We start from the raw sequence: 25012 nt of genomic DNA, 5'->3' as shown, positions 1-25012 counted from the left end.
CCCGCGCTTACTTGCCGAACAGGTCCTTCAGGCCTTCGCCGATGCGGTCGCCCAGGTTGGCGCCCGCGCCGGTGCCCACGCCCGGCATGATCGCCGTGCCGATCGCCGCCCCCAGCAGGGCCGCGCGCGTGAGCGTGACCGAGGGCTCGTCCAGCGTGCCACCCACCACCAGCGGCACGCCCACCACCTGGCCGCCCGCGCCCCGCGTCATGTCCACGCGAATACGGCCCGAGAGTGCCCGCGCCGGGGAAACCGTCACCTCGCCGCTGGCCGCCAGCACGCCCGAGCGGGCCACCAGGTGGGTGAGGGCGATGGTCTGTCCGCGCGTGTTCACCTGCCCGGACAGCGTGTCCAGCGCGGTCAAACCACCACGCGACAGGCCCACGCTGGCCACGGCCCGGGCCAGATCCAGCCCATGCACCACCGCCTCGTGCACCGTGAAGCGCGTCTGGGTGCGCAATGCCTGCGTGACCGCGTCCGCGCTGACCGAGCCCGTGTCGATGCGCGCCGAGAGCGTGGTGTCCGCATCCAGCCACCCGCTCAGGGGCCGGCTGGGCGCGGTCAGCACCGCGACCTCCAGGCCACGCGTGCGCAGTTCGCCCTCCAGCACCAGCACGTGAGAGCCCGGTCCCGGCGGCGTGAGCCGGAGCGGGCCCTGCACCGTCCCACTCCCCACGGAGAGCGCCAGCGTCCACGCCAGCGGCCCCAGGTCGGGTGCCCGGCGCAGGGTGGCGCTCGCGCCCTGCATCACGCCCGCCAAGACCTTCACATCGGCGGCTCCCGGCCAGCCATCCGCGAGCAGGTCCACCGCGGCCTGCACCGTGGTGCCACGCCCGCGCGCATCGACCCAGGTCACATCGTCCAGCACCACGCGGCGCGGCAGCCACCCCAGGTCCAGGCCGCGATCCGGCACTGGCACTGGCCCAGGCACCGATGCCGCCGGGGGCGACCCCGCCTCCTGCCCTTTGAGCCGCGCCGCCAGCAGCACCACTGTGGCCTGCGGCAGCACCGCCTGGCGCAGCACCAGCACATCCACCTGCAGGCGGCCGACCAGCAGCGCCGACCAGGAGGGCCGGGCCACCACGCGCGCCAGCGTCAGCGGCGGATCGGCCTGGACATCGAGGCCTTCGAGCACCACCGCCGGCAACGGCCACACCGCCACGGACACCCGCGCCAGGCGCACCGGCACGCCCAGCGCCGCGCCGGCCTCGTGTTCCACGCGCTGGCGAAAACCGTCGCTGCCGGTCCACTGGTACAAGGTCGCCACCCCCGCCACGGCCAGCAGCACGCCCGCGCCAAACGCGATGGCCAGGAAACGCAGCACACGGGCGACGGCGGGCATGATGGCGCCATTGTGCCCAGCACCCGGCGCCAGAACCGCCTTGCGCCGACCGCCCAGCACGATTTCCCGGCGGCCGGTAGGATCGCTCCCGATGCCCCTGCCGGGGCATCACCGATTGACCCGAGGACACATCCCATGAAGCTCTACTACTCCCCCGGCGCCTGTTCGCTCTCGCCGCACATCGCCCTGCACGAATCCGGCCTCACCTTCGAGGCCGTCCCCGCCCCGACCAAGACCCACCAGCTGCCCGACGGCACGGACTACTACACCATCAACCCGCTGGGCTACGTGCCCCTGCTCGAACTGGACGATGGCCAGCGCCTGCGCGAAGGCCCCGCCATCGTGCAGTACATCGCCGACCAGGTGCCGCAGAAAAAGCTGGCGCCCGCCGGCGGCACCATGGACCGCTACCGCCTGCAGGAATGGCTCACCTTCATCGGTACCGAGGTGCACAAAGGCTTCTCTCCCCTGTTCAACCCGGCCACCCCCGAAGAGTTCAAGGCCACGACCAAGACCCGCCTGTCGCAGCGCCTGGCCTGGGTCGACAGCCAGCTCGCCGGCAAGCAGTACCTGATGGGAGACACCTTCACCGTCGCCGACGGCTACCTCTTCACCGTGACCAACTGGGCCCCGCGCGTCGGAGTAGACATCACCGGCCTGGCCAACCTGACGGCCTACCGCGAACGCGTGGCTGCCCGGCCCGCCGTGCAGGCGGCCATGAGGGCCGAAGGCTTGGTGAAGTAGGGGCTCCCCCCTGCGCCGCTGCGCGGCTTCCCCCCTCTCTGGCGCGCCTGTCGGCGCTTGGAGGGGGGACGATGCCTTGGGCCGGCGGAGCCGGACCCTCGGCATCTCTGGGCTTGGGCGCCTCGCTTCGCTCGCTGGGGCGCCCTGGACTGGTGAAGCCGGGCCCTTGCGTTCAGGTCAGGGCTTTCTGGCGGGATGCCAGGGCGGCGCCGAGCCAGAGGGCGATGGCCGAGAACACCAGGCCGCGTGCCAGGCCGCCTGGGCCGTCGGAGATGAAACCGACCACGGTTGGGCCCACGATCTGGCCGGCGGCGAACACGATGGTGAAGGCGCTGATGCCGGCGGCCCATTGCGCGGGCGGCAGGTTGTGGCGCACCAGCGCGGTGGTGGATGCGACGACCGAGAGGAACACGCCGCCGAACAGCGCACCCGAGACGATGAGCAGCGGCCAGGCCGCGGTGAGCGCCGGCACGATGGCGGCCACTCCCAGCAGCGCGTTGAGCACGGCCAGCGGCACGCCGTTGCGGTACCGGTCGAGCAGGCCGGCCCAGATGCGCGAGGAGGCCACCACCGCCACCCCCAGCAAGGCGTAGAACAGCGTGATGCCGCCGCCGGACACACCCTGCTCACGCAGCAAGGCAATCACGAAGGTCATGTAGCCGATGTAACCCACGCCGAAGGCCCCGTACCCGGCGAGCGCGAAGGCGAAGTCCCGTGCGCGGAACACGCGCGCGCCCGAGCCCAGCGGCCCGGGTGGGGGCGGTGCCAGGGTGGCCAGCACGCGCGCGGGCCAGGCCATGAGCAGCGTCGCCAGCAGGCAGACCATGGCCAGCACCCACCAGGCCCAGGCCCAGCCGTGGGCCTGCTGCGCGGCGGCCGCCAGCACGGGTGGCACGCCCAGGGCCGACACCACGATGCCCAGCCCCGTGCCACCGTAGTACAGGCCCAGCAGGAAACCGCTGCGCCGCGGCTGCAACGCGCCCAGGCGCGCGGCGAGCAAGCCGCCCGAGATGAACACCAGCGCACTGGCCACACCGGCCAGCAGGCGCTGGGCCAGCAAAGGCACGGCGCTGGTGAAGAAGCCGCTGAGAGCCATGAACACGGAAGCCAGCAGCGAACCCACCAGCAGCAGCCCCATCGGCGAGGCCCGCCGCAACAGCCAGGGCGTGGCCAGGGCGCCCACCAGGTAGCCCGCCGCGTTGAAGGTGTTCATCGCGCCCGCCAGGGTGTAGCTCCAGCCCAGGTCCCCGCGCATGGGTGGCAGCAGCAGGCCGTAGGCGAAGCGGGTGATGCCCAGCGAGACCGCGGCCCCCAGGGAGAGGGCCAGAGCCAGGCGCACATACGGCGTGGCATCGGGGGCATGGCCCGGCGCGGCGGGTGGGGTGGGGCGGGTCATGGACCGGCACATTTTGTGCGAAGCTGGCGCGCATGAACAAGTCCGCCCGCCTCACCGCCCTGCAAGCCAGCGAACGCGAACGCTTCATCGCCACCCACCCCACCTCCATGGCCCTTGCCCGGGCGGCCCGCGCGCACTACCTCTTTGGCGTGCCCCTGCACTGGATGCGCGACTGGCCCAGCCCGGCCACGCTGTTCGTGACCCACGCGCAGGGCGCGCGCATCACCTGCGCCGATGGCCTGGCCTACACCGACTTCTGCCTCGGCGACACCGGCGCCATGTTCGGCCACAGCCCGCCCGCCCTGGCCCAGGCCATCGCCACCCAGGCCGCGCAAGGCCTCACCTGCATGCTGCCGTCTCCACGCGCCTTGCCGGTGGGTGAGGCGCTGCAGCGCGTCTTTGGCCTGCCGCGGTGGCAGATGGCGCTCTCGGCCAGCGACGCCAACCGCTTCGTGCTGCGCTGGGCGCGCGCCGTCACCCGCCGGCCGGTGCTGCTGGTGTTCGATGGCTGCTACCACGGTGCGGTGGACGACACGCTGGTGGACAGAGACCCCACCAGCGGGAAGACGCTGCCACGCCCCTCGGTGCTGGGACAGGTCCACAACCATGCCGATTTCACCCGCGTGGTGCCGTTCAACGATCTGGCGGCCCTGCGTGCCGCACTGGCCCAGGGCGACGTGGCCTGCCTGCTGGCCGAACCCGCGCTCACCAACTTCGGCCTGGTGCCACCCCAACCTGGCTTCTGGGCCGCCGCGCGGGCGCTGTGCCGCGAGCACGGTGCGCTGTTCGTCTGCGACGAAACCCACACGGTCTCCACCGCCCTCGGCGGGTATGCGCGGGCGCACGGCCTGGCGCCCGATGTGCTGGTGGTCGGCAAGGCCGTGGCCGGCGGCCTGCCGTGCGCGGTCTATGGCTTCACCGAGGAACTCGCCGACCGCATGGCCGCGGCCAAGGAACACGCCCCCGACGGACACAGCGGCATCGGCACCACGTTGTCGGGCAACGCCCTGACCATGGCCGCGCTCGAAGCCGCGCTGCAACACCTGCACACCGAGGCGAACTACGGGCACATGCTGAAGCTCGCCGAGCTGTTGGAACAAGGCCTGCGCGAGCGTATCGCCCGCGCGGGCCAGCCCTGGACCGTGACCCGCCTGGGCGCGCGCATGGAACTGCAGTTCATGGACCACACGCCGCTCGATGCCCAGGACGTGCGCGACCACGCGCAGGGCGAACTCGAAGCCCTCACGCACCTCTACATGCTCAACCGCGGCGTGCTGCTCACGCCTTTTCACAGCATGCTGCTGGTCTCCCCCGCCACCAGCGAGGCGGACGCGCAGCGCCTTCTGGCGGTGTTTGGCGAATGGGTGGATGCGCTGGCGCGCAGCGCGGCCGAATGACTTGGATCAGCCCAGCCCCACGGGTGCGGGCGTGCGCATCACGATGCGCGTGAACAGGCGGTCGAACGCGGGATCGCGCGGCAGGTGCGGGTTCAGCGGATCCTGGTTGGTCGAGAAGGCCACGTCCAGCGCCTGCCAGTCGCTTTCGTCCAGCGAGCGCTCGGCCTCGGGCAGCACCACGGTTTCCTCCAGCCGCATGTGTTCCAGGTAGAAGCCGATGTAGTCGCGCGCCGCCAGTTCAAAAGCCGTGCGGCGCGTTTCGCCCAGGTACTCCCAGGCCATGAGCAGGTGCATGAGTTCGCGCACCCTGTTCTCGCCCGTCATGTGGTCGCGTTCGAGCTGTTCGATGGTTGGCATGACCTGGGGCGCAGCCCGGGCCACGCGGGGAAACAGCAGGTCCGATTCCTTGGGGTGGTGCCGCTTCTCGGGAAACTCGTCGATGTAGAACAGCATCGCCCGCAGCACATCGAAGTACTGGTCGTGCAGACCCTTTCCATCGGGATCGGGCCCCCGTTCGATCATCTGCCGCATGGACAGCAGCATGGCCGACAGGCTGGCGTGTTCGTCGCGGATGACGCGCAGGGCTTCGTGTTTCATGGCGGGCAGGACCATTTCCTCTGGCCCTGCAGCATCGCGCAAGCTGGCCCTGCCGGGCTTGACCTGGGTCAAGCTTCAACGCTGTGGCGGCTTCCAGCGGCGCAGCAGCAGCGCATTGCTCACCACGCTCACGGAACTCAGCGCCATGGCCGCACCCGCCACCACAGGGCTCAGAAAGCCCAGCGCGGCCAGTGGAATGCCCGCCACGTTGTAGGCAAACGCCCAGAACAGGTTCTGCCGGATCTTGCGCACCGTGCGCCGCGATATGTCCAATGCGGCAGCCACCAGCATCGGGTCTCCCCGCATGAGCGTGATGCCGGCCGCGTGCATGGCCACGTCCGAACCGCCACCCTGGCTGTGGCTCATCGCCATGCCCACGTCGGCCGCCGCAAGCGCCGGTGCATCGTTGACACCATCACCCACCATGGCGACGGTGTGAAGACCCTCGCGTCCCAACCCTGCATGGCTGGCTCCCACCCTGGAGGGCTGTTTCAGCTTGCGCACCACCGCCGCCTTGTCGCCCGGCAGCACCTCGGCCACCACCTCGCCCTGGTCGGCGCGCAGGCCCAGGCGCGCAGCCATGGCGGTGGCCGCTCCACGGTTGTCACCCGACACCATGAACACACGAAGCCCCTGCGCGCGCAGATCCGCGATGGCTTGCGCCGCACCCGCCTTCGGTTCATCACCAAAAGCCAGCAACGCCAGCGGTGTCCAGGTGGCAGCCGCGGCGGCGTCTCCCGGTGTCTGGCTGGCCAGCACCGATACCGTGGCGCCCTCTGCCTGCAGGCTGCGCACCCGGTCTTCCAGTGGTCCCATCCGTGCACCCAGCTCTTCCATCCAGCGCAGACTGCCCAGCGCCAGCAGCGCGCCACCCACCACGCCCTGGCTGCCACGGCCAGGCACGGCCTGCACGTCCTGCGCAGGACCGGGTGTGATGGCGGCCGATGCGGCGGCCTGCACCACGGCGCGCGCCAGCGGATGCGCACTCTGCGCCTGCAGCGCGGCAGCCGTCTGCAGCACCGCCATCTCGTCCACGCCCGGCATGGCCTCGACCACCAGCAGGCGCGGGCGCCCCTCGGTGAGGGTACCGGTCTTGTCAAAGGCCACCGTGTCCACCTGGTGCGCCACCTCCAGAGCCTGCGCATCCTTGATCAGAATGCCGTGCCGTGCCGCCACGCCCGTGCCCGCCATGATGGCCGCGGGTGTGGCCAGGCCCAGCGCACAGGGACAGGCGATCACCAGCACGGCCACCGCATGCAGCAAAGCCTCTTCCAGCAACGCCCCGCGTGCCCACCAGGCCACCAGCGTGATCAGTGCGATCACCAGCACCACCGGCACAAACACCGCCGCCACCTGGTCCACCATGCGCTGCACCGGCGCCTTGGTGGCCTGCGCGTCCTGCACCAGACCGATGATGCGCGCCAGCACGCTCTCTGCCCCTACCGAGCGCACACGCACCTCCACCGCACCCTCGCCATTGAGCGAACCACCGGTGACGGCATCACCCACGTCCTTGGACACCGGCATGGCTTCCCCGGTGAGCATGGACTCGTCGGCCTGCGTGCGGCCCTGCACCACCACACCATCGGCCGCGAAGCGCTCACCCGGCAGGACCCGGATCAGGTCGCCCGGCAACAGCTCATCCACCGCGACGTCGGCCACCTCCGTGCGGCGCACACCATCGGGCAACAGGTGCGCGCGTTCAGGCCGCAAGGCATGCAAGGCCCGAATGGCCGCCGTGGTCTGCCGCTTGGCACGCGCCTCCAACCACTTTCCCAGCAACACCAGCGTGATCACCACCGCAGACGCCTCGTAGTACAGATGCACCATCTCACCCGGCTCCGCACGCCACCACAGCCAGGTCGACAAAGCCCAGCCAGCCGTGGTCCCTATCGACACCAGCAGCTCCATGTTGCCGGTCAGCGCCTTGAGCGCATGCCACCCCGCACGGTAGAAACGCGCACCCAGCACGAACTGCACCGGCGTGGCCAACAGGAACTGCGCCCAGGCCGGCAGCATCCAGTGCCGCCCAAAAAGATCGCCGACCATGGGCACCACCAGAGGTGCCGACAACACCAGACCGATGAACACAGGCAGAAAGCTGCGGGGCATGCCCATCCACTGCACTTCCGTCTCCTCGTCCATCTCTTCCAGCGTGCGCGGTTCGTAGCCCGCGTCGCGCACAGCGCGCTTGATGCGCGCCAGCGCCTGGGCTTCATCGCCCGTGTTCAACACCACGCGGGCCGACTCGGTGGCCAGGTTGACCGTCGCCTCCGTCACACCCGCCTGCTTCTTCAGTGCTTTCTCCACCCGCGTCACGCAGGAAGCGCAAGTCATGCCACCAATGCCCAGATCGATCTGGTGGATCGAAGGTGATGCGGAAAACTCGCCCGGCATGGTGGCCGTGGCCGCAGGTATCGTGTTCATGAATCCAGCATAAGCTTTACCACCGTGGGAAGGTCAAGTGGTCTTGTTGCCAACTGTGAACGGGACAGGTCCGCCTGCAAAAGGCTTGACCTTGACACCATGTCAAGGATGACAATGTCCCCATCATCCACTTCCTTTTCAAGGACATTTCCATGAACCAGGTATTTGACGTGCAAGGCATGACCTGCGGCCACTGCGAAAAAGCCGTGACCACCGCCATCCGCGAGCTCGACCCACAGGCCCAGATCCGCATCGATCGCGCCAGCCACCGCGTCGAGGTCGACACCACGCAGCCGCGTGAAGCGGTGGCGCAGGCGATCCGCGAAGAGGGTTACCAGGTCGCCGCCTGAGCACCATGGCCGACGAACCCAGTGAACAGGACCTGCGGGTCCCGTGGCCAGTGAACATCGGCACGGCCGCGCGGCTCAGTGGCATTTCGCCCAAGATGCTTCGCCACTACGAAGCCCTGGGCCTGCTTGCCGCGGTGCCACGCACGGACAGCAACTACCGCCAGTACAGCCTGGCCGACGTGCACACCCTGCGCTTCATCCGCCGCGCACGCGACATGGGCTTTGGCCTGGATGCCATCACCGAACTGGTCAGCCTCTGGCACAACCGCCGGCGCAGCAGCGCCAGCGTCAAGCGCATTGCGCAGAAACACATGGAAGAGCTCAGTGCCCGCATCGAAGCCCTGCAGGCCATGCAGCGCACGCTCGACCACCTGCTGAACCTCTGCCCTGGCGACGGCCGTCCCGACTGTCCCATCCTCGACGACCTCGGCCACCCCACGACAGAGGCCTGCGCCACCGTGCCACACAAGGCCACAAAACTTTACACACCCGCCACACCGGCGGCACAGGATGGAAACACGCCGCTTCGACACTGAAGCCATGCCATCTCACCCATGCATTCCGCAGGCGACCTGGCAGACCTTCCCAACCCTCTCCAAGGAGTCCACCATGACCTCGCTTCCGAAACGTGCCCTGATCACCGCCGCCTTGGCCTCTGCCTTCGTCGGTCTCTCTGCCACCGCCATCGCCCAGACCGCGGCCACGCCGGCTCCTACCGCGCAAACCGCACCAGCCCCCCGCCCCGACGCAGACAAACTGGACAAACACCAGAAGCGCCACGCCGAACGCATGGCGAACATGCAGAGAAAGATGGCAGAGCGTCGGGCCGCCCTCAAGGCCGATCTCAAGCTCACGCCCGAGCAGGAGCCCGCCTGGAACGCCTTCGTGGCGCGCACACAGCCTCCCCAGCAAGGTCCTGCGCCTCGCATGAACCGCGAAGACTGGTCCAAGCTGACCACGCCGGAACGTCTGGACAAGATGCAGGCACTCAAAGCCGAACGCGACGCCCACATGGCCCAGCGCAACGACGCGATCCGCAGCTTCTACGGTTCGCTCAACGCGGATCAGAAGAAAGTGTTCGATGACCGTTTTGCTCAGGGCTTCCAGCGCGCCGGCATGCGCCACAAGGGCCACCCTGGCGGCCATCCCCATCCCATGGGCGGTGAAGTCCGCAGCTGAACCACCTGAGGGCCTGCGGCTGTCTGTCTTGTCTTCTCTTAGTTTCTTTATTTAAAGATAGTCGTAGTAGTAGAGGGCGCTGTCCGCTGTGGACAAGCGCCCTTTTCTTTGTCGTTTCAAGGACTTGCAGAAGGGCCAACCCTGTGTGAAGGACCCGGGTACCGACAGTGGCCCAACAGGGATAACCTGAACGCGAAGCCGTCGTCTGTGGACAACCGGGTATTTGTTCAAAAGTTACACACAGCTTTGTGAGACATACCGTGAAACAGGCGCTGACACCTGCGCACAGTCGCTTGCCAGTGGACCACGGTCTGGCTGTTAAGATGCGCCGCTTTCCCGCTGGCTGCGCCGTCCAGGCGCGGCTGTGGCTGGCCCGTATCTGGACCCCATTTGCCCATGTCTGTTGCCCTCGCAGGAAAAGCACCCGCGACCTTTGAAATCAAGAGCGCACAGTTGTCTCTGGTGGCGCTCATGCTGAAGTCCTCCGACCTGCAGCGCCTGGGTGAAGAGCTGGCTCAGCGCTATGGCGACATGCCCGACTTCTTTGACCAGGACCCACTGGTCATTGACCTGCATCCGCTCAACGTGGCCGAGTCCCGTGCCCTGCCCGACTTCGATGCCTTGCTGGAGCTGCTGCGCCGCTACCACCTGCGGCCGCTGGCGGTGCGCGGCGGCACGATCGAGCAGACCGCGCGCGCCGTGTCCGCCGGTCTTGTGCCAGCACCGGACGCTTCGGTGCAGCGTGGCACGCCGGTCACGGCTGCCGAACCCGTGTCTTCACCGCCTCCGCCACCTGGTGCCCTGGTGGTGGACAAGCCCTTGCGTTCCGGCCAGCAGGTCTATGCGCGTGGCCGTGACCTGGTGGTCATGGCCATGGTCAATCCGGGAGCGGAAGTGATCGCCGATGGCCATGTGCACGTCTATGCGCCACTGCGGGGCAAAGCCATCGCGGGCGCGCGTGGCAACGGCGACGCACGCATCTTCAGCCTGGGCATGGCGCCCGAACTCATTTCCATCGCCGGCATCTACCGCACCAGCGAAGTGCCCTGGCCCGATGCGATCCTGGGCAAGCCCGCCCAGGTGCGCCTGGCCCCGGGACCCGACGGCGACAAGCTCGTGATCGACGCCCTTGGCGCCTGATCCTCTTCCGCACAGAAAGAACCTCACCATGACCAGAATTGTTGTCGTCACCTCCGGCAAGGGAGGCGTGGGCAAGACCACCACCAGCGCCAGCTTTGCCACTGGCCTGGCCTTGCGCGGCCACAAAACCGCCGTGATCGATTTCGACGTCGGCCTGCGCAACCTGGATCTCATCATGGGCTGCGAACGCCGCGTGGTCTACGACCTGATCAACGTCATCCAGGGCGAAGCCAACCTCAACCAGGCCCTGATCAAGGACAAGCAGTGCGAGAACCTGTTCGTGCTGGCCGCCAGCCAGACGCGCGACAAGGAAGCGCTGAGCCAGGAGGGTGTGCACAAGGTGCTGACGGACCTGACCGGCATGGGTTTCGAGTACATCATTTGTGATTCGCCTGCCGGCATCGAGACCGGTGCGCTCATGGCCATGCACTACGCGGACGAAGCGCTGGTGGTCACCAATCCCGAAGTCTCCAGCGTGCGCGACTCTGACCGCATCCTGGGCATGCTCGGGAGCAAGACGCAGCGCGCCATCGAGGGCAAGGAGCCGATCAAGGAACACCTGTTGATCACCCGCTACAACCCTTCGCGTGTGGCCGATGGGCAGATGCTCTCGCTGGAAGACATCCAGGACATCCTGCGCATCAAGCTGATTGGCGTGATCCCCGAGAGCGAGAGCGTGCTCAGCGCATCCAACCAGGGCACGCCGGCGATCCACCTCAAGGGCACCGACGTGGCCGAGGCCTACAGCGACGTCATCGACCGTTTCCTGGGAGCGGACAAGCCGCTGCGCTTCATCAACGCGGAGAAAGCGGGATTCTTCAAACGCCTGTTCGGAGGGAAGTAAGGCATGTCCCTGTTGTCCTTCCTGCTCGGCGAGAAGAAGAAGACGGCCAGCGTCGCCAAAGAGCGGCTGCAGATCATTCTTGCCCATGAGCGCAGTGGCCGCAGCGCCTCTGAACCCGACTACCTGCCCGCCCTGCAGCGCGAGCTCGTCGCGGTGATCGGCAAGTACATCAAGATCAACCCGGACGACATCAAGGTGCAGCTAGAACGCCAGGACAACCTGGATGTGCTGGAGGTCAAGATCGAGCTGCCCGAGCGCAAGTAAGACCTCGGCGCGGCGGGGACTATCATCGTCCCATGCTGATAGAGACCCTGGGTGCCGCCCGTGACATGGGTCGCCTCCATGCCATTCTGGGTGTGCTGATCCGCCATGGCTTTGGCGACACCGTGCGCCGCCTCGGGCTTGGCGACGCGCTGGAGCGTGCCGGCCACGCGTTGAACTGGACCCATGTGGCCGACCTGGCGCACCTGCCGCCGCCGGTGCAGGTGCGCATGGCCATGGAGGAACTCGGTCCCGCCTTCGTCAAGCTCGGGCAGGTGCTGGCCGGTCGCGCGGATCTCTTTGGTCTGGACTGGATAGCCGAGTTCGAGAAGCTGCACAGCCATGTACCCGCGGTACCGCTGGATGCGCTGCGGCCCCAGTTGCGCGAGGACCTCGGCGACGAACCCGAGGCGGTGTTCGCCCACTTCGAAGCCGAACCTCTCGCTGCCGCTTCCATTGCCCAGGTGCACCGGGCCCTCCTGCACGATGGCACCGAGGTGGTGGTGAAAATCCGGCGGCCCGGCATCACCGAGACCATAGAGGCCGATCTGCGTCTGCTGGCGCGCCTGGCGGCGCTGGCCGAAGACCAGTTGCCTGCGCTGCGGCCCTACCAGCCCAGGCAACTGGTGCGCGAGCTGGCGCGCTCCCTGCAACGTGAGCTCGACCTGGCCAGTGAGTGCCGCAACGCCGAGCGCATCGCCGCCAACATGGCGACCCTGCCCTGGATCGTGGTGCCCAGGGTGCATTGGAAACACACCAGCGCGCGCGTCAACGTGCAGGACTTCGTGGGAGGCGTGCCAGGGGACGCGCTGGATCGCCTCGACGCCGCGGGCCTGAACCGCCAACTGCTCGCCCGCCGGGGGGCCCAGGCGGTGCTGAAGATGATCGTGCAGGACGGTCTTTTCCATGCCGACCCCCATCCGGGCAACGTGTTCTACCTGTCCGGCGACCGCATCGCCTTCATCGACTTCGGCATGGTGGGGCGCCTCTCGCAGCGCCGCCGGGAAGAACTGCTCACGCTGCTGCTGGGGTTGGTGGAAAACCAGCCCCAGGCCGTGGCCGACGTGCTGCTGGACTGGACCGGCGATGGCCATGGCGTGAACCTCGCGTCACTGGAAACCGAGATCGAGGCCTTCGTAGAGCAGTACCAGGGAGCGCCCCTGGCCCAACTGGACCTGGGCCAGATGCTGGCCGACGTGACCGCCATCCTGCGTGAGCACCAGTTGGCGCTGCCGGGAGATCTGGCTTTGCTCATCAAGGCCTTCATCACGCTCGAAGGCCTGGGCCGTGGCCTGGACCCCGGCTTCCACATGACCACCGAAGCCCTGCCCCTGTTGCGGCAGGTGGTGCGCGAACGCTACCAACCCCGGGCCCTGGGTCGGCGCGCATGGCAGACCTTGCGCCGCGCGCTGGCCGTGGCCGAGCAACTGCCCCACGATGTCTCGCACCTGCTGCGCAACGCCCGGCGCGGCAAGCTGCAGGTCGGTATTGAACTGGCGCACCTGCGGCGCGTGGGCAACCAGATCGACCGCGCGGCCAACCGCCTGGCCATGGCGCTGGTGATCGCGGCCCTCATCATCGGGTCTTCCATCGTGATGACGGTGCAGGGTGGCCCGACGCTGCTGGGCCTGCCGCTGTTCGGTTTCCTGGGTTTCGTGGGCGCGGTGCTGGGCGGGCTCTGGCTGGTGCGCGCCATCTGGCGCAGCAGCCGTCGAGGCGACGGCGAAGACCAGGCCTGATCCCCGCAGGGATATACCCGGCGTGGTAGGATACCGGCCTCTCGCAAAGCGAGTCTCCCCCGCATGGCGGCTTCATCGCCACCGTGCCGGCCACCCTCCCCTTCGGACCGGGCGGCCAAGCCAGCCTCTCCCGGGCCCCTGCCCTGCCTGCCTTCCACGTTGCCGTGGACGACATCTCTCCACCGGTCGCAGCCGCCGACGCTGCCCCACGTGGCGCGTGCGCGCAGCAGGGCAAGGGCCATCCTCTCTCGAAGCAAGGACATCACTGCACATGGCCAAGGAAACACTGATCGACATGATGGGCGTCGTCAACGAGGTGTTGCCGGACACCCGTTTTCGCGTCACGCTGGACAACGGGCACCAGCTCATTGCCTACTCCGCGGGCAAGATGAAGAAGAACCACATCCGCATCCTCGCGGGCGACCGCGTCTCGCTGGAACTCTCGCCCTACGACCTGACCAAGGGCCGCATCAATTTCCGCCACATCGAGGGCCGCGCCCCGATGGCACCGCGCAAGCCGCGCTGAGCCTTTTCCTTTTCTCTTTCAGTAGAACAGCGCACCCAGGTCGGCGCTGCCGCGGCGGCCTACATCGGCCCGGTGCGCCGCCAGCCATGCGGCCGCCCGCTCGCGCCCGAGCGCGAACAGCATCTCGAAGAAGCGCAGGTTGGCCGCGGCCTTGCTCTCGGTGCTGAGTTCGCGCAGCACCTCGCTGGCCTCGATCAGGTGAAAGTGCGTGCCGGCCAGACGCCGGTCCAGCGCACCCCGGCGCCACCACGGACTGGACAGGGCACGCTCGCGCAGGTGCGCGAACATGCGCATCTCGCGCAGGAAAGTGGCGTTGAAGGCCAGTTCCATCATGCGGCCCCGGATGTCTTCGGCCGATTGCGGCGCGGCGCGGTGCCGCAGCGGTGCGAGCATCACCAGCAGGATGTCGCGCGCCTCGCACTCATGGAACAGCGGGAACACCGCCGGATTGGCCGCATAGCCCCCGTCCCAGTACGGCTCGCCGTCGATCACCACGCTGCGGTGCATGGTGGGCAGGCAGGCCGAAGCCAACACCGCATCGGGCGTGAGTTCGTGCGTGCGGAACAGGCGCAGCTTGCCGGTGTTGGCGTTGGTGGCGGCCACGAACAGGCGCACCGGGCTGTGCGTGCGCAGCCGCCCGAAGTCGACCTGGGCGTTGAGGATGTCGCGCAGCGGATGCAGATCGAAGGGGTTGAGCTGCTCGGGCGAGAAGTAGTGCGTCCACTGCAGCATGAGGCGCATCCCGGGAGCCAGGCGCACGCCGCCGTCGGCCGTCGGCACCGCCACCTCAAAGGGCAGGCTGGAAGCGACCGCGCGCCAGAACTGGCCCAGCGCGGCGCGCGCGCCATCCGGGCCGCCCGCCATCAGCCCTTGCGCCAGCACCACGGCGTTCATCGCACCCGCGCTGGTGCCACTCACGCCGTCCCATTGCAGTTGCCTTTGCTCCAGCAAGGCGTCGAGCACACCCCAGGTGAACGCGCCGTGCGCACCGCCGCCCTGCAGAGCCAGGTTGACCGCCGGCGGGCTGTTGCGCCACCTCATGCAAGTTCTCTGGCGCGGCGGCGCGATCGCACCGCCTCCGCCAGGCCTTGCAGCACCGGCACTGTCTGCTCGAAAGCGATGCAGGCATCGGTGACGCTCACACCCGGGCGCAGCGGCTGGCCGGGAACGATGTCCTGCCGCCCTTCCTGCAGATGGCTCTCGATCATCACGCCCATGATCCGGGCATCGCCCGCCGCGACCTGGGACGCCACGTCCGCGGCGACCTCGATCTGGCGCTGGTGCTGCTTGCTGCTGTTGGCGTGCGACACGTCGATCATCACCTGCTCGCGCAAGCCCGCCTGGCGCAGCAGCGCGCAGGCGGCGGCCACGTCGGCCGCGCCGTAATTGGGGCGTGCGCCGCCACGCAGGATCACGTGGCAGTCGTCGTTGCCGCGTGTCTCGAAGACCGCGGCCTGACCCATCTTGGTCATGCCCATGAAGGCGTGCTCGGCGCGTGCGGCGAGGATGGCATCGGAGGCCACCTTCACGCCACCGTCGGTGCCGTTCTTGAAGCCCACGGGACAGGACAGGCCGCTGGCGAGCTGGCGGTGGCTCTGGCTCTCCGTGGTGCGTGCGCCGATGGCGCCCCAGCTCACGAGGTCGCTGATGAACTGCGGGCTGAGCAGGTCCAGGAACTCCGTGCCAACGGGCAGTCCCAGCGCCAGCACGTCCAGCAGCAGCGCGCGGGCCAGTTCCAGGCCTTCGTTGATGGCGAAACTGCCGTCCAGGTGCGGGTCGTTGATGTAGCCCTTCCAGCCCACGGTGGTGCGCGGCTTCTCGAAGTACACGCGCATCACCACCAGCAGGTCCTCCTGCAACGCGTCGGCCTGGGCCTTGAGCAGGCGCGCGTAGTCCATGGCCTGGTCGTGGTCGTGGATGGAGCAGGGCCCGACCACCACCACCAAGCGGTCGTCCTGGCCGTGCAGCACCCGCGAGACCGCGGCGCGGCTGGACTCCACCAGCGCCTGCGCGCTCTCGCTCGCCGGTTGCCACTCCTGCAGCAGGGCGGGCGTGATCAGGGGCCGCACGGCGCGGATGCGCAGGTCGTCGATGCGGGTGGTGTCGTGGGTGGACAGCGGGATCTGGGGGGTGTGGGTCTTCATGGGAGAGGCGAGGACGTCGCCGAGCAGCGGGACTGTTGCGCCCGCATGAACGCGGGCAAGGCCGCGCGCGAACAGCGCTGCAGGGCCATCAGGAAAGCATGGTCGGGGTTGCCCACGCCGTGGCGTGTGCGCAGGTCGTGCTGGATGCGGCCCAGCAGCTCGCTGGCCATTTCGGCATCGGCCAGCGCCCGGTGGGCACGCCCGGTGCGCGGCAGCTGGAAACGGTCCACCAGCGCGCCCAGCCGGTGGCTGGGCGCTTCCGGGTAGAGCCGGCGCGAGAGCAGCACGGTGCAGGCAAACGGCTGCGGCGCGGCGACACCGGCGCGTTCCAGTTCAGCGACCCAGAAGCGGCGGTCGAAAGCGGCGTTGTGCGCCACCATGGGCGTGTGCTGGCCGACGAAGCGCGCCGCCTCGCGCATCACGGCGTCGGCGGGAGGGGCCTGGGCCAGCATGGCGTTGGTGATGCCGGTGAGCTGGGTGATGAAGGACGAGACGCGAACGCCTGCGTTCATGAGGCTCTGGAAGCGGTCCACGGCAACGCCTTGCTCGGCAATGACGATGGCCACCTCCGTGGCGCGGTCGCCGGCGTTGGGCGTCATGCCGGTGGTCTCGAAGTCGATGATGGCGATGCGGCTCATGGAGCCCCGAGCTTAAACGGACGCGGTGACAGGCTCCGGTGCGGCTTCCTTCAAGGGCAGCTCGGCGCTCACGCGCGTGCCTTGCCCGGGACTGCTGACGACCCCGAGCTGGCCCGCATGCGACTCCACGCGCACGCGCATGCCCAGCAAGCCGTGATGGCCCGCAGGTACCTTGGTCACGTCGAAGCCGCGGCCGTCGTCGCGCACGGTGATGCGCGCCACCTTGTCGTGCCGCGCCAGCGACACCCAGACGTGGCGCGCGCCGGCGTACTTGCTGATGTTGGTGAGCGACTCCTGCACCAGCCGGTAGACCGTGAGCTCGGCCTCCCGGTCCAGTTCCACCGGCTCCAGCTCGTGGGACACCGGAATGCCCAGGCTGGCGGCGGTGTCCTGGCACAACACCTCCAGCGCGTTGATCAGGCCCAGTTGCTCCAGCGACGAAGGCCGCAGGTTCTCGATGATGCGGCGTTTGACGGCGATGCCTTCGTTGAGCCGTTTCTCGATGCCGCCCATGCGCTCCTGCGCGGCCGCTGGCAATTCGGGCACGCGGCGCAGGCGGGCGAGCTCCAGCTTCATGGCGGTGAACAGGCCACCCAGTTCGTCGTGCAGCTCGCGTGCCACCCGGCCCCGTTCGTCTTCGCGGGTGTTCACCAGGTGGCCGGCCAATGCGCGCAGTTCGGCGGTGCGCGCGGCGATCTCCAGCGCCAGGTACTGGCTCTCGCGCGCCTTGCGCTCATCGCTTTCGCGCAGCTGCCGCATGAACATCAGCAAGGCCAGCACGGTCACCAGCACCAGGGCGTGCAGCGCCACGCGGTTGAGCATCATGGCGTCGAACAGCGACATGCGCGTCATCTGCTGGATCTCGGCGGCGCGCGCGAACACGTGGTCGAACTCCTGGCGAAGCTCGTTGTAGATCTGGCGGCTGCGGTCGCTGCTGGCGATGCGGAAGGCCTGCGCGCGCTGGCCGCGGTCGACGGCGGTCATCCAGTCCTCCAGCACCGCGACACGTTCGTCGATGCGGCGGCGCACACCCTCCACCGACACCGTGCGGCGAGGGTCCGCGTCCGCGATGAGCTGGAAGGCGCCGCGCTGCACCACGGCGAGCTGGTCGATCGCCTCGCGGAACTCCTCGCGGTCGCGGTTCTGGCCATTGATGAGGTAGGCCCGCGCCGAGGTCTCCGCATCGGTCAGGCTCTGCAGCGTGAGCGCGGCCTGCCGGCGTGCCTCGGTGAAGGTGATGCCGCGCTCCAGCATGGCGTGCGAATGCTGGTAGGTGCTTTCGTTGACGACCACCGCGATGACCGCCAGGGCCAGCACGACGGGCATCATGTACCGGGTGCGCGCGACGCGCTCGATCGAGGTCTTGATCATGGGGATCCGTCCAGGGTGCGGACACCCCCGAGCCTAACGCAGTTCAGTTGAGTTCACCCGGTGCCGTGGCGGCGCCATCGGCCACACGGGCGCAGTACTCGATGAGATCGTCCAGTTCGCACGACTTGTCGAACACGCGGTTGGCGCCCAGCATCTCGCAGCGCCGCCGGATGTCGGTGGTGGCGTGGTTGGTCAGCACCACGCGGCGCGCGGGCAGGTGGGCTTCCTGCGCCGCCTTCAACACGCCCAGGCCGGAGCCCGAGAGCAGGAAGATATCGACGATCAGCAGGTCCAGCGAGACGCCCTGCTCCTGCAGCCACTGGCGCGCACCGCGCTCATCGGGCGCGTGGCCCACCACCTCGACGTGGGTGAGCTCCTCCAGCGTGGAGCAGAGGTTTTCATAGATCACCGGGTTGTCTTCGACGATGAAGGTCTTGAGCGAGGCCATGGGCGGACAGGGAAACACGGCAGGCGGTGGCGGGAAGCCCGAGAGGGTCGGCAGCATGGCTGCACGACCCCGGCCCGAGCTTCGCCCAAAAAGCGCGCCGGGTCTGTAGGCGCATTCCTACAGCGCGCCCGGCGCAGGTGCGGGGTCGTCAGCGCACCACGATGTCGTTGCGCACCGCCTTGACGCCGGAAGTGGCCTTGGCCAGGCGTTCGGCGGCGGCGCGTTCTTCATTGGACTTGGCGAAGCCCGAGAGCTGCACCGTGCCGTTGAGGGTCTCCACGCTGATGGCCGCAGCGCTCACCGTCGGGTCCTCGGCGAAACGCGCCTTCACCCGCGTGGTGAGCGTGGCGTCGTCGATGTAGGCGCCCACGGTCTGCTGGTCGCGCGCGACCGCGCAACCGGTGATCTGGACGAGAGAGAAGGTGGCGGCAACGGCCACGAGTGCGTGTGCGATCTTCATGTGGTTTCTCCTGGATGGGGTATCGGGAGGGCCCCTCACTGTGGACGGGTCGCCCCCACTTTCTGGTTCTGGTTGTCGTCAGCCCTGTGGCTTAGCTGTTCTTCTGCACCACGAGGCGGTTGTCCACCGACTTCACGCCCTCGACGGCGGAAGCCAGGGTGGTGGCGCGTTCACGCGAGTCGGCGTCGGGCGCGGTGCCGCTCAGGGCCACGCGGCCAGCCTCGGTGTCGACGTCGATCTGCAGCGCGCTGAGCTTGTCGTCAGCGGCCAGCGCGGCGTTCACCTTGGCGGTGATGGCCATGTCGCTGGCACCCTCTGCCATGGCCTGGCCAGCTTGCGAGCCGGCGGCCTGCATCTCCTGCGCCGCGTTCTGCGCGTCGCTCTTCATCGTGTTGGCGGCGCTCTGCACCTCGTTCACGGTGCTGTCCAGGCGCTGGCCGACGGTGGCGTCCTCCGTCTTGCCGCAGGCGGCCAGCAGCACGGTGGCAGCAGCGGCGGCGACGAGGGCGGTGTAGCGGGTGGTTTGCGTTTTCATGGTGGTGTGTCCTTCTGGTGGAATGAGGGAGAGATGGGGCCTGTGCGCGCGGGTGTGGGCGCGGTCTTCAGACCTTCTCGGAGTTGCGCTTCTTCGGCGTCGAGCCGAACCAGTCGTCGCCCACGGTGCGCTCCCAGGCGGCCACTTGCCGCTCGGCCTCGTCCTTGGCGCAGCCATAGCGCTCCTGGATCTTGCCGGCGAGCTGTTCGCGGCGACCGGCCACGACGTCGAAGTCGTCGTCGGTGAGCTTGCCCCACTGCTCGACCACGCGGCCTTTGAGTTGCTTCCAGTTGCCTTCGATGCGGTCCCAGTTCATGTGAATCTCCTTGCTAGGTTGGGTAGGTGTAGGCGGTGACGGTCTTGGACTCTGGCACCTGCCCCGGCTGCGTTGAGGTCAGCGCGTTGCCGTGAAGTCACTGTAGGCGGCAGGCCAGGCCGCGCCTGTCGGGCAGATCGCCACGGCCCTGTAGGACGCGTCCGATCGGGCTGTCCGCCGTGTGTAGGAGGCGTCCGACGCGCGCCCTGGGCGCGGGCCTGTTAAATTGCCGGACGTCCCCGAGGACCCAGCCGGACCTCTTCCCTTTATCTCTCGCACAGCGCGCGCACACCATGATCAGAGTCGGTATCGTCGATGACCACGCCATCGTCCGTTCGGGACTGCGCCAGTTCCTGGCCGACCATGTCGACCTGCGCGTCACCGGCGAGGCGAACAACGGGCGTGAGGCGCTGGAGCTCGCGCGCGGCGGCGAGGTCGATGTGCTGGTGATGGACATCTCCATGCCGGAGCACGGCGGCGTGGACGCGCTGCAGGCCATCAAGGCGCGTTTCCCGGACCTGGCGGTGCTCATCCTCAGCGGCTTTCCCGAAGCGCAGTACGCCACCACGCTACTGCGCCACGGCGCCAGCGGCTACCTCAACAAGGAGTGCCCACCGGAGGACATCGTCAACGCCATCCGCACGGTGGCGCGCGGCCGGCGCTACATCAGCCCGGCGGTGGCCGAACTGCTGGCCGATGGCGTGGCCGGCGAGAGCGAGCGGGCGCCGCACGAACTGCTGTCCGAACGCGAGCTGCAGGTGTTCCTGCGTCTCGCGCGCGGCGAGACCATCGGCGCCATGGCCGATAGCATGTTCCTCAGTGTCAAGACCGTGAGCACCTACCGCACGCGCGTGCTCGAGAAGCTCAAGCTCACCAGCAACAGCGACCTCACCTACTACGCGCTCAAGAACGGCCTGATCCAGTAGCGCCTGTCGGCGCCGTCCTACGCCAGCGCGCGGCATCGGCTTGCAGCCGGCGCGTGCGCTCCTCCCTACAGTGAAGCCATCGCAGCGGTCATCGTTGCGACACCCTTCATTCCAACCGAGGAGTTCACCATGCTGCACTATGCCGTCGTCTTCTTCATCATCGCGCTCATCGCCGCCGTGCTGGGCTTTGGCGGCATCGCCGCCGGTGCCGCGGGCATCGCCAAGATCCTGTTCGTCGTGTTCCTGGTGATGGCCCTGGTTTCGCTGGTGGCCGACGTGCTGCGCAAGCGCTGACCGCACGCATTCCCCGCAACCTTCCAATCACAGGAGCCATCCCATGAGCAAGACCGCCACCGCCCAGACCCGAGACCTCGCCCACTCCGCCCTCAACGGCGTGGGCAGCCTGTCCTCCCACGCCATGGAGGTCGCGCAGGACAGCGTGCACGCCCTGCGCAGCCGCGCCGCGCGCGCCGGCGAGCAGACCGTGGACTACATCCGTGAAGAACCCGTCAAGTCCGTGGTGGCCGCCGCCGCCGTGGGCGCTGTGGCGGCGCTGCTGCTGGGCTGGCTGGGCCGCTCGCGCCTGCGCTGAGGCCTATCAGGCCGCCGCCAGGCGCATCAGCTCGATGAAGCGCTTGGCGCCCAGCCCCAGCGGCTGGTCGTTCTGCCAGACCACGTCCACCCACAGACGCAACTGGTTGCTCATGTTCCCGAAGCGGATCTCCACCAGTTGTCCCGTGGTCACCAGCGGCGCGACCAGCCGCTGCGGCAGGTAGGCCCAGCCCAGGCCCGCCTGCACCAGGCTGAGCGTGGCCAGGTGGCTGTCGGTGCGCCAGATGCGGCGCGCCACCAGCACGCGCGGGTCCGCACCCTGCCGGTCCTCTCCCGCCACCGCGATCTGCCGGATGTCCATCAGGTCCTTCAGGCGGAAGCGGTCCTGGCGCGTACGGGCCTCGGGGTGGTCCGGCGACATCACCGCCACCAGCGTCTCATGCCCCACCTCCTGGAACGCTTCCCGCTCGTCCGTGCCGGGCCGCTCGAACACCAGCGCCAGCTGCGCCTGCCCCGCATGCAGCAGGCGCAGCGCGTCGGCCTGCGGCGCGGACAGCACCTCCACGTCCAGCGATGGAAACTCCGAGGCCAGCACCGCCAGCGGCTGGCTCCACGGTGCCGACAGCAGCTCCGGAGCGATCGCCAGCGTCAGCCGCCGCTCCAGGCCCTGGTGCAGCTGCTGCGCGTGCGCCTGGAGCTGGCGCAACTGACTGGCCAGCAGGCGCGCCTGCGGTTCCAGCGCGCGCGCCACATCGGTGGGCCGGGGCTCGCGCGTGCTGCGGTCGAACAGTGCCAGGTCCAGCTCCGCCTCCAGTTGCGCAATGGTCATGCTCACCGCTGACGGCACCCGGCCCAGCAGGCGCGCGGCGGCCGAAAAAGAGCCGCTGTCGAGCACGGCCAGGAACACCCGCACGTTGTCACTGGAAAAAGCCATGGCGGCAACATATCAGAATTCCTGAAGGTAACTGACTTTTCCCTTCAGCTAAGCAGACCTATCATCCGGCGCATGCAAGGCATCAAACGAAAAATCGTCTACGTCACCCTCTACGAGCTGATCGCCATCGCCTGTTCCAGCCTGGGCCTGGCCCTGCTGGCCGGCAGCAGCGTGGGCCACGCCAGCGTGGCCGCCGTGGCGGCCTCGGCCATCGCGGTGGTCTGGAACCTGGTGTTCAACACCCTGTTCGAGCGCTGGGAGAGCCGCCAGGCCACGCGCGGCCGCAGCATCGGACGGCGGGTGGCGCATGCCATCGGCTTTGAAGGCGGCCTGGTGTTCACGCTCGTGCCGCTGTTCGCCTGGTGGCTGGACATCTCGCTCTGGCAGGCCTTCGTCCTCGACCTGGGCCTGATCGTCTTCTTCCTGATCTACACCTTCGTCTTCAACCTCGCCTTTGACCGCGTCTTCGGCCTGCCGGCCTCGGCGTTGCCGGTGTCGCAGGGTGCCTGAAGGATGTCTACGCCGTTCACACGGCGTCTCCTATGATTGGCGGCATGCCAGCCAAGCGCCCCTCGAAGTCCGCCAACGAACCCCCGCGACAGCCTTTGCTCGTGGATCCACCCGCGCGATCCCGGTTGGACGGTGAGTCGGAAGACCTGCTCTCGGACCGTCTGGCTCGGCAGATCCGTCTGAGCATCCTGCGGGGAGAAAGCCCGGCCGGCTCACGCCTGAACCTGGACGAGATGAAGGGCCGCTACGACGTGAGCCTGAGTCCTCTGCGCGAGGCGCTCTCGCGCCTCACCGCCGAGGGCTTCGTGCGCTTTGAGGCCAAGCGTGGTTTCCGCGTGAGCGAGATGTCGGTGGCCAACCTCGCGGAAATCGTCACCATTCGGCGGCTGTGCGAGCCGGTGGCGATCCGCGAGTCGGTGTTGCGCGGCGACGATGAGTGGGAGGCGCGGCTCGCCGCGGCCGCGCACATGCTGTCCAAGCGCGTGGCCGGGGGGCCTGGGGCATCGGCCGAATGGGAGAACGCCCATCGCAAGTTTCACCTGGCGGCGCTCTCCGGCTGTGGCATGCCCATGCTGATGCACTTCTGCAGCACCCTCATGGACCTGCAGGACCGCTACCGTTTGCAGCTCACCCAGGACGGCGCCTATTCGCGGCAGGCTGGCAAGGAACATGAAGCCCTGCTCGACGCCTGCGTGCGGCGCGACGCGAAACTGGCCGAGAAACTGGCCCTGGCGCACATCGACGAGACCTACCGCCATCTGATGGCGGTGATGAAGGTCTGAGGAAGTTCCGCGCGGCCCCACTGCGCAGGATCGACCTCATGAGACCCAACACCTAGGCCTCGCTCTCCAGGACCGCGCCCTGCGCGCGCAGGGCTTGCTGCAGCGTGGCGATAGGCGTGTCGCGCACGTCGCCGGACCAACCCGCATCTGCCGAGCACAAGGCCGCCGCGGTGCCGGCAGCCTGGCCCATGGCCATGCAGGTACCCATCACGCGGGCCGAGCTTTGTGCTTCCCGCGTGGCCGAAAGGCAGCGTCCGACGACGAACAGGTTGCGTACACCCTGCGCGATGGCCGCTGCGAGCGGCAGGTCGTAGGATCCACCGTCCTTGATCGTCTGGCGCCGGTGTGTGGATACGGCGAACAGGTCGATTTCGTGGCCGCCCTTGGCCACCACGTCGGGCCGTTTGCGCGCCTGCAGCACGTCGTCCTCGTGCAGCACGAAGTCACCCACGATGCGGCGCGTTTCGCGGATACCGATCTTGCTGGCCACGCCGCTGAACTGGGCGCCCTCGAAACCCGGTACGCGCGCCCGGAGGAAGCGCATGGTGGTCTGGATCTGCTCGAAGAAGGTGGGCAGCGCCGCGCTCAAGGCGCGAGTCTCGGTGGCGTTCACGTTGCCGATCTGCGTGCAGTTGATGCTCACCTCGCGCCGCGCCGTGGAGACCGGTACCACCGCGAGGATGGAGGTGGCAAACATTTCTCCCGACGCGATGGCTCGCTGCAGCAGGCCATGCTCGCCCAGCAGAACCACCTTGGGCTGGCCCTGCCTGTACAGGGCTTCGGCGCACTGCTCGCGTGTCATGCCCAGGCCGGCATACTCGGCCAGCCCGAAGTCTTGCGGCGCCTCACGCACATGGCCCAGCAGCCGCGGGGTGTCCACGCCGGTCATGCGGAAGATCAGCGAAGGCGGCTGAAAGAAGCGGCCGTCCTTGCCGAGCTCGGTTCGACCGCCCGCCGCATCGACCAGGTCTGCATCGCCGCTGGCGTCGATGACAACGCGGGCGCGCACCAGGTGCCGGCCCGACTTGTTCTGAACAAACACGCCACCCGCCTTGCCGCCATCGGCCAACACACCGGTGGCCATGGTGTAGAGCATGGTTTGCACGCCTGCGCGGTGCAACAGGCCCGACACGGCGAACTTCATCAGTTCCGGGTCGAAGCAGACCAGGTGCAAGGCGCGGTAGTCGAACACCGGGCCGATGTAGCCACCCAGTTTTTCCACTTCCTGCAGCAGTTCACGGGCCACGCCGCCCACGATCCACTCCCCACGGGCAGAGAGCATGCCTAGCAGCGCGATGCCGCTGATGAGCTCGCCGCCGGCCATGGGCGAGGCCTCGACCAGCAGGGTCTTCGCGCCGTTGCGCGCGGCGCTGATGGCGGCGGCGACGCCGGCACTGCCGCCCCCGACCACCAACACGTCGCATTCGATGTCACGGGTCACGTCAAGCATGTTC

General features: G+C 68.4%; 29 protein-coding genes. 15 read left to right on the top strand and 14 right to left on the bottom strand.

What is annotated here, in order from left to right; all coding sequences use genetic code 11:
- Positions 1 to 7: 7 nt before the first annotated feature.
- Entirely contained in the window at positions 8 to 1342 is a 1335-nt protein-coding gene (locus tag KIT53_RS17585) for a hypothetical protein (protein ID WP_297755348.1), read from the bottom strand.
- Between the two features lie 135 nt (positions 1343 to 1477).
- Between KIT53_RS17585 and gstA the strand changes: the two genes are divergently transcribed.
- The gene (gstA, locus tag KIT53_RS17580; RefSeq protein ID WP_297755345.1) at positions 1478 to 2086 is read left to right on the top strand and encodes a glutathione transferase GstA; all 609 of its coding nucleotides are present in this window, start codon (positions 1478 to 1480) and stop codon (positions 2084 to 2086) included.
- Positions 2087 to 2258: 172 nt separating this feature from the next.
- Here the strand turns inward: gstA and KIT53_RS17575 are convergent, their stop codons facing one another.
- On the bottom strand, positions 2259 to 3482 hold the full coding sequence (locus KIT53_RS17575) for a YbfB/YjiJ family MFS transporter (protein ID WP_297755342.1): 1224 nt from the start codon (positions 3480 to 3482) through the stop codon (positions 2259 to 2261).
- A gap of 32 nt (positions 3483 to 3514) precedes the next feature.
- Here KIT53_RS17575 and KIT53_RS17570 point away from each other — a divergent pair, with 32 nt between their 5' ends.
- Positions 3515 to 4879 (top strand): transaminase, encoded by a 1365-nt coding sequence (locus KIT53_RS17570; protein ID WP_297755339.1) that lies wholly within the window; start codon positions 3515 to 3517, stop codon positions 4877 to 4879.
- A 6-nt stretch (positions 4880 to 4885) separates the two neighbouring features.
- Here the strand turns inward: KIT53_RS17570 and KIT53_RS17565 are convergent, their stop codons facing one another.
- Both KIT53_RS17565 and KIT53_RS17560 read right to left on the bottom strand, forming a co-directional pair.
- Positions 4886 to 5476: a hemerythrin domain-containing protein gene (locus KIT53_RS17565; RefSeq protein ID WP_297755336.1), complete on the bottom strand. Its 591-nt coding sequence runs from the start codon at positions 5474 to 5476 to the stop codon at positions 4886 to 4888.
- A 75-nt stretch (positions 5477 to 5551) separates the two neighbouring features.
- Positions 5552 to 7873, bottom strand: a complete 2322-nt coding sequence (locus tag KIT53_RS17560; RefSeq protein ID WP_297755410.1) for a heavy metal translocating P-type ATPase — start codon at positions 7871 to 7873, stop codon at positions 5552 to 5554.
- Positions 7874 to 8055: 182 nt separating this feature from the next.
- Here KIT53_RS17560 and KIT53_RS17555 point away from each other — a divergent pair, with 182 nt between their 5' ends.
- The 8 genes from KIT53_RS17555 (at position 8056) to infA (ending at position 13942) form a co-directional block, all read left to right on the top strand.
- On the top strand, positions 8056 to 8253 hold the full coding sequence (locus tag KIT53_RS17555; protein ID WP_297755333.1) for a heavy-metal-associated domain-containing protein: 198 nt from the start codon (positions 8056 to 8058) through the stop codon (positions 8251 to 8253).
- A gap of 5 nt (positions 8254 to 8258) precedes the next feature.
- On the top strand, positions 8259 to 8789 hold the full coding sequence (gene cueR, locus KIT53_RS17550) for a Cu(I)-responsive transcriptional regulator (RefSeq protein ID WP_297755329.1): 531 nt from the start codon (positions 8259 to 8261) through the stop codon (positions 8787 to 8789).
- Positions 8790 to 8862: 73 nt separating this feature from the next.
- Positions 8863 to 9432: a Spy/CpxP family protein refolding chaperone gene (locus KIT53_RS17545; RefSeq protein WP_297755326.1), complete on the top strand. Its 570-nt coding sequence runs from the start codon at positions 8863 to 8865 to the stop codon at positions 9430 to 9432.
- A 396-nt stretch (positions 9433 to 9828) separates the two neighbouring features.
- Positions 9829 to 10572: a septum site-determining protein MinC gene (gene minC / locus KIT53_RS17540; RefSeq protein WP_297755323.1), complete on the top strand. Its 744-nt coding sequence runs from the start codon at positions 9829 to 9831 to the stop codon at positions 10570 to 10572.
- 28 nt (positions 10573 to 10600) lie between these two features.
- On the top strand, positions 10601 to 11416 hold the full coding sequence (gene minD / locus KIT53_RS17535) for a septum site-determining protein MinD (RefSeq protein WP_297755319.1): 816 nt from the start codon (positions 10601 to 10603) through the stop codon (positions 11414 to 11416).
- Between the two features lie 3 nt (positions 11417 to 11419).
- On the top strand, positions 11420 to 11680 hold the full coding sequence (minE, locus tag KIT53_RS17530; protein ID WP_297755316.1) for a cell division topological specificity factor MinE: 261 nt from the start codon (positions 11420 to 11422) through the stop codon (positions 11678 to 11680).
- 32 nt (positions 11681 to 11712) lie between these two features.
- Positions 11713 to 13416 carry an AarF/UbiB family protein gene (locus KIT53_RS17525; protein WP_297755313.1) on the top strand — a complete coding sequence of 568 codons (1704 nt, stop codon included), beginning with the start codon at positions 11713 to 11715 and terminating at the stop codon, positions 13414 to 13416.
- 271 nt (positions 13417 to 13687) lie between these two features.
- Complete coding sequence (gene infA / locus KIT53_RS17520; RefSeq protein ID WP_297755310.1) at positions 13688 to 13942, top strand: translation initiation factor IF-1; 255 nt, start codon at positions 13688 to 13690, stop codon at positions 13940 to 13942.
- Positions 13943 to 13960: 18 nt separating this feature from the next.
- Here infA and KIT53_RS17515 read toward each other — a convergent pair whose 3' ends face one another.
- From KIT53_RS17515 to KIT53_RS17480, 8 genes are all read right to left on the bottom strand, one after another.
- Complete coding sequence (locus tag KIT53_RS17515; protein ID WP_297755307.1) at positions 13961 to 14983, bottom strand: patatin-like phospholipase family protein; 1023 nt, start codon at positions 14981 to 14983, stop codon at positions 13961 to 13963.
- Positions 14980 to 16086, bottom strand: a complete 1107-nt coding sequence (locus KIT53_RS17510; RefSeq protein WP_297755304.1) for a 3-deoxy-7-phosphoheptulonate synthase — start codon at positions 16084 to 16086, stop codon at positions 14980 to 14982. The genes KIT53_RS17515 and KIT53_RS17510 overlap by 4 nt, the downstream gene beginning before the upstream one ends.
- On the bottom strand, positions 16083 to 16724 hold the full coding sequence (locus KIT53_RS17505) for a 3'-5' exonuclease (RefSeq protein ID WP_297755301.1): 642 nt from the start codon (positions 16722 to 16724) through the stop codon (positions 16083 to 16085). Before KIT53_RS17505 ends, KIT53_RS17510 begins: the two co-directional genes overlap by 4 nt.
- A 12-nt stretch (positions 16725 to 16736) precedes the next feature.
- On the bottom strand, positions 16737 to 18095 hold the full coding sequence (locus KIT53_RS17500) for an ATP-binding protein (protein ID WP_297755298.1): 1359 nt from the start codon (positions 18093 to 18095) through the stop codon (positions 16737 to 16739).
- Positions 18096 to 18138: 43 nt separating this feature from the next.
- Positions 18139 to 18600 carry a response regulator gene (locus KIT53_RS17495; protein WP_366521934.1) on the bottom strand — a complete coding sequence of 154 codons (462 nt, stop codon included), beginning with the start codon at positions 18598 to 18600 and terminating at the stop codon, positions 18139 to 18141.
- 91 nt (positions 18601 to 18691) lie between these two features.
- Positions 18692 to 19003 (bottom strand): BON domain-containing protein, encoded by a 312-nt coding sequence (locus tag KIT53_RS17490; protein ID WP_297755295.1) that lies wholly within the window; start codon positions 19001 to 19003, stop codon positions 18692 to 18694.
- 91 nt (positions 19004 to 19094) lie between these two features.
- The gene (locus KIT53_RS17485) at positions 19095 to 19538 is read right to left on the bottom strand and encodes a BON domain-containing protein (protein WP_297755293.1); all 444 of its coding nucleotides are present in this window, start codon (positions 19536 to 19538) and stop codon (positions 19095 to 19097) included.
- A 67-nt stretch (positions 19539 to 19605) separates the two neighbouring features.
- Positions 19606 to 19854 carry a CsbD family protein gene (locus KIT53_RS17480; protein ID WP_297755290.1) on the bottom strand — a complete coding sequence of 83 codons (249 nt, stop codon included), beginning with the start codon at positions 19852 to 19854 and terminating at the stop codon, positions 19606 to 19608.
- A gap of 293 nt (positions 19855 to 20147) precedes the next feature.
- Between KIT53_RS17480 and KIT53_RS17475 the strand changes: the two genes are divergently transcribed.
- From KIT53_RS17475 to KIT53_RS17465, 3 genes are all read left to right on the top strand, one after another.
- The gene (locus KIT53_RS17475) at positions 20148 to 20780 is read left to right on the top strand and encodes a response regulator transcription factor (protein ID WP_297755287.1); all 633 of its coding nucleotides are present in this window, start codon (positions 20148 to 20150) and stop codon (positions 20778 to 20780) included.
- Positions 20781 to 20909: 129 nt separating this feature from the next.
- A complete protein-coding gene (locus KIT53_RS17470; protein WP_297755284.1) occupies positions 20910 to 21074 on the top strand; it encodes a DUF1328 domain-containing protein in 165 nt (54 codons plus the stop codon).
- Between the two features lie 43 nt (positions 21075 to 21117).
- Complete coding sequence (locus KIT53_RS17465) at positions 21118 to 21372, top strand: hypothetical protein (RefSeq protein WP_297755281.1); 255 nt, start codon at positions 21118 to 21120, stop codon at positions 21370 to 21372.
- Positions 21373 to 21378: 6 nt separating this feature from the next.
- On the opposite strand, the gene KIT53_RS17460 is transcribed toward KIT53_RS17465, so the two are convergent.
- Positions 21379 to 22266, bottom strand: a complete 888-nt coding sequence (locus KIT53_RS17460; RefSeq protein WP_297755279.1) for a LysR family transcriptional regulator — start codon at positions 22264 to 22266, stop codon at positions 21379 to 21381.
- 72 nt (positions 22267 to 22338) lie between these two features.
- Between KIT53_RS17460 and KIT53_RS17455 the strand changes: the two genes are divergently transcribed.
- Positions 22339 to 22776, top strand: coding sequence for a PACE efflux transporter (locus tag KIT53_RS17455; protein ID WP_297755276.1), 438 nt, complete (start codon positions 22339 to 22341; stop codon positions 22774 to 22776).
- A gap of 44 nt (positions 22777 to 22820) precedes the next feature.
- Positions 22821 to 23558 carry a GntR family transcriptional regulator gene (locus KIT53_RS17450; protein WP_297755273.1) on the top strand — a complete coding sequence of 246 codons (738 nt, stop codon included), beginning with the start codon at positions 22821 to 22823 and terminating at the stop codon, positions 23556 to 23558.
- A gap of 52 nt (positions 23559 to 23610) precedes the next feature.
- On the opposite strand, the gene KIT53_RS17445 is transcribed toward KIT53_RS17450, so the two are convergent.
- A complete protein-coding gene (locus KIT53_RS17445; RefSeq protein ID WP_297755270.1) occupies positions 23611 to 25008 on the bottom strand; it encodes an FAD-dependent oxidoreductase in 1398 nt (465 codons plus the stop codon).
- Positions 25009 to 25012 lie beyond the last annotated feature (4 nt).

The organism is Hydrogenophaga sp. (assembly GCF_026125785.1).
Classification (GTDB): Bacteria; Pseudomonadota; Gammaproteobacteria; order Burkholderiales; family Burkholderiaceae_C; genus Hydrogenophaga.
This window is presented reverse-complemented; position numbering and strand designations above follow the sequence as displayed.